This is a genomic window from Nonomuraea sp. SBT364 (assembly GCF_001083785.1).
Taxonomy (GTDB): domain Bacteria; phylum Actinomycetota; class Actinomycetes; order Streptosporangiales; family Streptosporangiaceae; genus Nonomuraea.
Genome location: NZ_LAVL01000277.1, coordinates 1 through 6542, shown reverse-complemented (window position 1 = coordinate 6542; position 6542 = coordinate 1). Strand labels below are relative to the sequence as shown.

The window sequence follows — 6542 nt, the reverse complement described above, 5'->3', positions numbered from 1 at the left end:
CCTCACCACCACGCCCGCCCCCACCTCCGGGCCGGCCGCCATCTCCGCGCGTGTACGCGCCGCCGCGTGCGCCAGGGGGCTCCGGTGGTCGGGAGCCCGCGTGCCGGGTCAGCGCGCGTGCGATCGCGAGCGCGACCTCCAGCCGTTCCAGCTCGCCGAGCGGCTCGTCCATGCGCCGCAGGCACGCCGCCAGCGCGGCAGGCATCCGGCGCACGACCGGCTCCCGCACGAAGGGCAGCGGCCCGCCGCCGAGCGCCTCGAGCACCAGCGCCGGGTCCACGTAGAAGATCCGGTAGCCGAATCCCTCCTGGGTGCCCGGCGCGCCGTCGTGCGGCTCGTCCGGGTGCAGGACGTGCCATTCGCCCGGCAGGCAGTGCCGCGCCTCCCCCCGGTAGCGGAAGGTCTGCACACCCGTCAGCGTGATCCCGATCGCGTACGTGTCGTGCCGGTGCGGCGCGAACGCCTCGCCGACCAGCGAGGCCGCCATCCGCTCGATCCCCGGGGCGCCCGCCCCGAAGCGCAGCCTGGCGCTGCTCACGAGGCGAAGTCCTCCAGCTCCAGCACGGCGCGGTCCATGTCCTCGGCCCGCCCCTGCCGCAGCAGCTTGGCGTACAGCGGGTCGCCGCCGACCGCGCCGGCGCGGATGTCGCGGGCCCGCGCGCTCATCCGCGCCTGGATCTCCCGGACGATCGCCATCGGGTCGCCGCGCCAGCCGTAGGCGTCGAGGAACGTCCGCAGCCGGTCCGCGCGTGTCTCGAACGCCCGGAACCCCTCCAGCTCCGCCACCCGGCGCGCGTGCAGCGGCACCCAGCTCAGCGCCGTCCACGCCAGGTCGGACTCGGCGCTGACCGGTCCGGCGAAGTCCCAGTCGAAGAAGCCGGACAGCCGCCCCTCGTGCCAGGCGGCGTTGAACGGGCTGGCGTCGTTGTGCGCGATGATCTGCCCCGGCGACCACCGTCCGCCCACCCGCCAGCGGGCGTCGGGCGGCGGCGTGAAGTCGGCCACGACCTCGTGGTAGGCCCGCAGCCAGCCGGCCACCTGGCGCAGCGCGTCCTCCGTCCGTGTCCACTCCGGCCACACCAGCCGGTTGCCCAGCGTCTCGCCCTCCAGGAACGTGAGCACCTCCCGGCCCTGGTCGTCGAAGCCCAGCGCCCGGGGCGCCCCGGCGAAACCCTTGCCCTCCAGGTGCCGCAGCAGCTCGTGCACGGCGGGCGTCCACGCGCGGGCCGCCCGCCTGACGGTCGCGCCGATGCGGATCGCGCCCCCGTCGTTGCCTCCTTCAAGCCGGATCCGCCGGATCTCGTGGCGGCCCGCGGATCCGCTCATCGATCGCCTCCTCGGGGTCCCGCCTTCCAGATTCTCAATAAGTGCGGGCATCTCCAAGAGTGCGGAACACACGCCGTACGCCGGCCGCGATCCAGATCGTGGCCAGCGCCGTGTAGGCCGTCAGCAACGCGACCGGCCACGCCCCGGACGCCACCGAGACCACGACCGCCACACCCAGCAGGGCCGCCCACCCGTACAGGACGGCGCGGCCGCGCGGCGAGCCGGTGTGCGCGGCCTCCTGCACGGCGGTGACCAGCGCCATCACGGCCGCCCCGGCGGTGCCCACGACGTCGTTCCCGAGCACGATGCCCGCCACCAGCGTGGCCGCGCCCGCCCCGAGGAGGCCGCAGGACGCCAGCGCCACCCGCGACTCGCTCCCCTCGAACAGCAGGCTGGTCGCCTTGGCGCGGGCCAGCCGCAGCACCGTGACCGCCTCCGCCACCCACGCCGCCCAGTGCAGCAGCGCGATGAGCACGAACACCATGATGACCGGCGGCAGCGCGGGCAGCAGGAACAGCAGCCGCCAGCCGCCCAGGAACCGGCCCCGCAGCCGCGACAGCCCCCGGTAGAGCGGGTTGCGCTCCTTCAGCGCCGTCACCAGCAGGTCGCGCGCCTGCCCGTAGCCGGGGTCCAGGCGGAGCACCTCGCGGAAGGCGTCGGCGGCCGTGCGCGGATCGCCGGACGCCAGCGCCGCCCGCCCGTACACCAGGTGCGCGGTGGCGCTCTCCGGCGCGAGCGCGACGGCGCGCGCGGCCGTGTCCCCGGCCTCGCGCGCCTGCCCGAGCCGGGTGTGCGCCAGCGACAGCAGGCTCATCAGGTCCGACGACTCCGGTTCGAGCGCCAGGCCCTGCCGGGCCGCGCCCGCGACCAGCGGCCACTCGCCCTTCAGCAGGTGCGCGCGGGCCAGCAGCTCCCAGATGGGCGCCCACTCCGGCGACAGCGCGAGCGCGGCCCGCGCGGCGGCGATCGCCTCGTCCGGCCGGCGCGCCCGGTTGTGCACCTGGCCCGCGATGTAGTGCGGGAACCAGGTGTCGGGCGCCAGCCGCACCGCCTCGTGCGACTCCGCCACGGCCTCGTCCACCCGGTGCTGCTCGACCAGAGCCAGCGCCAGCAGCGCGTGCCCGGCGGCGTGCTGCGGCTCCTCGGCGAGCAGGCCGCGCAGCTCCCGCTCGGCCTCGGCGGGGCGGCGCATCTCCAGCAGTGCGCGCGCCCGCTGAACCGGGTCGGCGGTTTTCACCACTTTGCCTTGATCCAGGGCATCAGCTCGTCCCAGGCCCCGGAGTCGTTGGCGTGCATGACGTAGTTGCGGGCCGTCGCCATCCACTCCCGCACCGACGTGGGCCGTACGCTCTTCGCCGCGGTCAGCAGGTCGGGCGTCGACAGCGGGATCGCCCGGCCCGCGCTGATCGACTGCTGGAGCTTGGCCTCCACCGCCCGGTCGACCACGCCCTTCAGGTCGGCGCCGACGAAGTGCTCGGTCACCCGCGCCACAGCGCCGAAGTCCATCTCCGCGATCGGCTTGTCACGGCACAGGATGCGCAGGATGGCCGCGCGCGCCGACGCGTCCGGCGGCGGCACGAACACGAGCTGGTCGAAGCGGCCGGGACGGCGGAACGCCACGTCGATGTACCAGGGCGCGTTCGTCGCCGCCAGCACCAGGACGCCCTCGTTGGCGTCCTGGTCGACGCCGTCGAGCTCGGCCAGGAACTGGTTGACGATCTGCCGGCTGTGCGCCTGCCGCATGTCGGAGCGGCGCGCCGCGAGCGCGTCCACCTCGTCGAAGAACAGCACGCACGGCCGGTTGCGGCGCGCCAGGTCGAACGTGGCCCGCAGGTTGCGCTCGCTGGAGCCGACGTACATGTCGAGGATGTCGGCCAGCCCGACGTTCACGAACGACGCGCCGAGCTCGCCGGCCGCCGCCCTGGCCAGGTGCGTCTTGCCCGCCCCGGGCGGCCCGTACAGCAGGACGCCGCCGCCCGCCCGCTTGCCGAACGCGGCGAACAGCTCCGGCTGCTGGATCGGCAGCAGCAGCTTGACCTTCAGCGCCTCCTTCACCGCCTCCATCCCGGCCACGTCCTCGAAGGTGAAGCGGGACCGCTCCACCTCGGCGCTCGGCTCGGGCGAGGGCGTGGCGGGCGACGGCGCGTCGTACGCCGCCCCGCCCGTGCTCGCGTTCCCGTACGGCGTGGGTGGCGGGGCCGCGAGCCTGGCGGCCAGGGCGGGGTCGGCGAGCGACGGGTCGCGGGTGACCGCGTCGTGGTAGCGGTGCGCCGCCGCGGCGGTCTCACCCTCGCCCAGCAGCGCCCGCGCGGCGAGCACGCCCAGCCGAGGCGGGTAGCCCGGCGTGCCCAGGAACGGCTCCAGCGCCGACAGCGCCGGGCCGAAGGAGCTCTGCCGGACGAACGCCTCCGCGAGCCCCGCCGAGATGTCCGGGTCCTTGGGCGCCAGCACGAGCGCGGCCCGGAACTCGGCCTCCGCCTCGGCCAGGTACCCCTTGGAGAGGAGCTGGTCGGCGAGGTGCCGTCGCAGGGGGAGATTGTCCGGAGACAGCCGCGCCGCCTCGCGGAGTGCCTGGAGGCCGGCATCGTCGAGCACGTGCCCGTCCCTTCCGTCGGGGATGTGGAATCAGGCAAGGCTATCGAAATCAGCCGGTACGACTTCCGGTCTCGGCATGCGCCGACCGGCGTGAACCGGCCTGCCGTGCGGAAGGGGGCCGGCGACCGGCCGGCCCCCACGGCTCACGGGGTCGTGACGGCCGCCCCGGTGACGGCGGCCGACCAGTAGAGGGCCGTCGCCACCTGCGGGAACAGCCCCTTCGGGTGGTTGCGGAACATCGGCTCGGTGCCGAACAGCACCACCGCCGCGCCGCGCTCGTCACGGCCGCTGATCACGGCCGCCTGGCCGCGTGCCGCGTCGGGGCCGCCCGTGCCGTCGGCCGCGGCCCGCCAGTGGCCCGACACGAGCGGCCCGTCCGCCGCGTACGCCTGCTCGACCTTGACCTCCGGCCCGAGACCGGTGAACCAGCGCGGCGAGTACACGAACGAGTGACCGCCCGGGGCGGGCGCGAGCGAGCCGTCCGGCGAGGTCACCCGCACCACCCCGTTGGCGTCGCCGCGCCCGGCGACCGGGGTGGCCGTGAGCAGTCCGGCCGCGGTGTTGAAGGCGGCCCCGGTGCCGCCCCTGGTCACCACGCCGCCGGTGGCGAGGAACGCCTCCAGCGCCGCCCTCGCCTGCTCGCCGAGCGCCGCGTGGTTCAGCCCGCTGGAGACGAACAGCACGTCCACGCCGCTCCAGTCGAAGCCGGCGTCGAGCACCGCCGTGGACACCGGCGTGACGTCGAAGCCCATCTCGCGCAGCGTGAACAGCTCGTCGGCGGAGGCCGCGGCGGCCACCCGCACCCGCCCGAGCGGCACGCCGCGCGCCGCCCCGGCCCGGGCGAACGCCACCCCGTACCGGCCGGCCACGGTCCGGGCCGCGTCCCGGGCGGAGGCGGGCACGACCGCGACGCCGTCCGCCCAGGTCACCTCGACGCCCTGGGCGAGCAGGTCGTTGACCGCCCGCACCTCCTGGGCGTCGCCCACCCGCAGCGCGAGGGGGCCGGACGTGCGCGGCACCGACCCGGTCGGCGCGGCGGCCAGGACCGGCTCGGCGGGCACGCGCAGGGAGCCGCCGGTCACCGTGTCGACCGTCGCGCCCCACAGCAGCGCATGACTCCATCCGGAGATGTCATACATCGCATCCACCCGGGGGGAGATGTCCGCCCCCGGCTCCAGCATCACGTTCGCCAGCCCGCGCTTGGGCTGGCGCATGTCCACGAGGTACGAGCCGGCCGGATAGGACGTGCCGCCGAGCCGGAACGGCCGCCTGGCCCGCTCGACCCGGACGTCGTTGGCGATCAGGTGGTCCACCAGCCGGGCGGCGGCCGTGGCCGAGCGCTGCGCGGGGCCCGCCGGGATCACGTACGCGCGCGGGTAGGTGGTGGTGTAGACGTCCTCGGGGCCGAAGCCGGGCACGATGCCGAGCGGCACCTCACGGGCGGGCTCGCCCGCCGCGCCCCGGCGGAACACCTCGATCTGGTCGGCGATCAGCGCGTCGTGCCGGTCGCGGACGAACCCGTACGTGGCCCGGATCGCGGCGGCGGCGATGTCGGTGTTGATCGCCGAGCGGCGGCGCAGCTCCTCGACCGGCAGGTTGACGTAGTCGCTCCCGTTGACCCGCATCGGGAACTCGATGGTGTGCGAGGCCACCGCGCCCTGGAACGGCGCGTACTGCGGGGTGAAGATCGGCGGCCAGTCGTCCCAGCCCTCGGCGGAGTCGCGGAACGGGATCTGCGGCGGTCGCACGCCGTCCTTGCCGGGCGTGTGGCCGAGCGCCAGGATGGCGGCCTCCATGCCGAGGCCGTTGGCGTAGGTGTTCCTGATGAACAGGTCGTACTCGTAGTTGGCGCCGTGCGGCGGGGTGGTGGGCTCGATGAGGGTGCCGTTCACATAGCCGTGCAGGTCGATCATGGCGACCGGCTGGGTGTCGATCATCACCTGGCGCATCGCCCTGACCTCGGGCTGGGAGGCGGTGATGAAGTCGCGGTTGAGGTCGAAGCCGGCGCCGTTGGCGCGGGTGCCGGCGACGCGGCCGTCGGGGTTGGCGGTGACGTTGAAGTACAGCCGGGTGCGCCCGAGCAGGTCGGCGACGGCCGGGTCGGTGCTGGTGGCCAGCTCCTCGATGACGCGCAGGGCGGCGTCGGTGCCTTCCCACTCGTTGCCGTGGATGTTGTCGTTGACGAAGATCGGCGCCTTGTAGCGGGCGGGCAGGCGGCGGTCGCGGGCGGCGCGCGCCGGGTCGTTCTCGACGAGCGCGCGGATGCGGCTCTGCTCGCGTGCCTCGCTCCGGCTCTCCGGCGCGGTGACGGTCACCAGGTAGAGGTCGCGGCCCTGGTGGGAGCGGCCGATGACCTCGACGCTCACCCGGTCGCCGCGCCGCTGCAGGTCGTTCAGCTTCGGCGCGATGCCGTGGTAGGGGATCAGGCCGAGCTTGATGGCGGCGTCGGCGGGGTTCGCGGCCGGGAGCGGCAGCTCGGTCCGGCGCGGGTAGCCGCGGTCGTGGTCACGGCCGGGCACGCCGGTGGTGGTGGCGCGCAGGGTCGCGGACTGCTCGGTGCCGGCCGCCTCGGCGTTGCGCTCGGGGCCGTTGCCGAAGTCGCGGACGGGGGCGGGCGGGGG

The 6542-nt window shown here is 75.2% G+C and carries 5 protein-coding genes; all 5 read right to left on the bottom strand.

All coding sequences use genetic code 11. The features are described 5' to 3' along the window. Nucleotides 1-538, bottom strand: a 538-nt coding sequence (locus tag ADY59_RS46060; RefSeq protein ID WP_231619221.1) for an AraC family ligand binding domain-containing protein, incomplete at its 3' end; no start/stop codon positions are given. Next, the gene (locus ADY59_RS46055) at nt 535-1326 is read right to left on the bottom strand and encodes a phosphotransferase (RefSeq protein ID WP_049577305.1); all 792 of its coding nucleotides are present in this window, start codon (nt 1324-1326) and stop codon (nt 535-537) included. The genes ADY59_RS46060 and ADY59_RS46055, both read right to left, overlap by 4 nt. 34 nt (nt 1327-1360) lie before the next feature. Then, the gene (locus ADY59_RS46050; RefSeq protein WP_049577304.1) at nt 1361-2566 is read right to left on the bottom strand and encodes a tetratricopeptide repeat protein; all 1206 of its coding nucleotides are present in this window, start codon (nt 2564-2566) and stop codon (nt 1361-1363) included. Next, complete coding sequence (locus ADY59_RS46045; RefSeq protein WP_049577301.1) at nt 2560-3921, bottom strand: ATP-binding protein; 1362 nt, start codon at nt 3919-3921, stop codon at nt 2560-2562. Before ADY59_RS46045 ends, ADY59_RS46050 begins: the two co-directional genes overlap by 7 nt. Before the next feature lie 143 nt (nt 3922-4064). Continuing rightward, a partial coding sequence (locus tag ADY59_RS46040) for a M14 family zinc carboxypeptidase (RefSeq protein ID WP_049577298.1) occupies nt 4065-6542 on the bottom strand: 2478 nt, incomplete at its 5' end.

What these genes read in the sequence shown, in the direction of transcription:
- ADY59_RS46055 (WP_049577305.1), bottom strand. Translation starts at nt 1,326, where the DNA reads ATGAGCGGATCCGCGGGCCGCCACGAGATCCGGCGGATCCGGCTTGAA.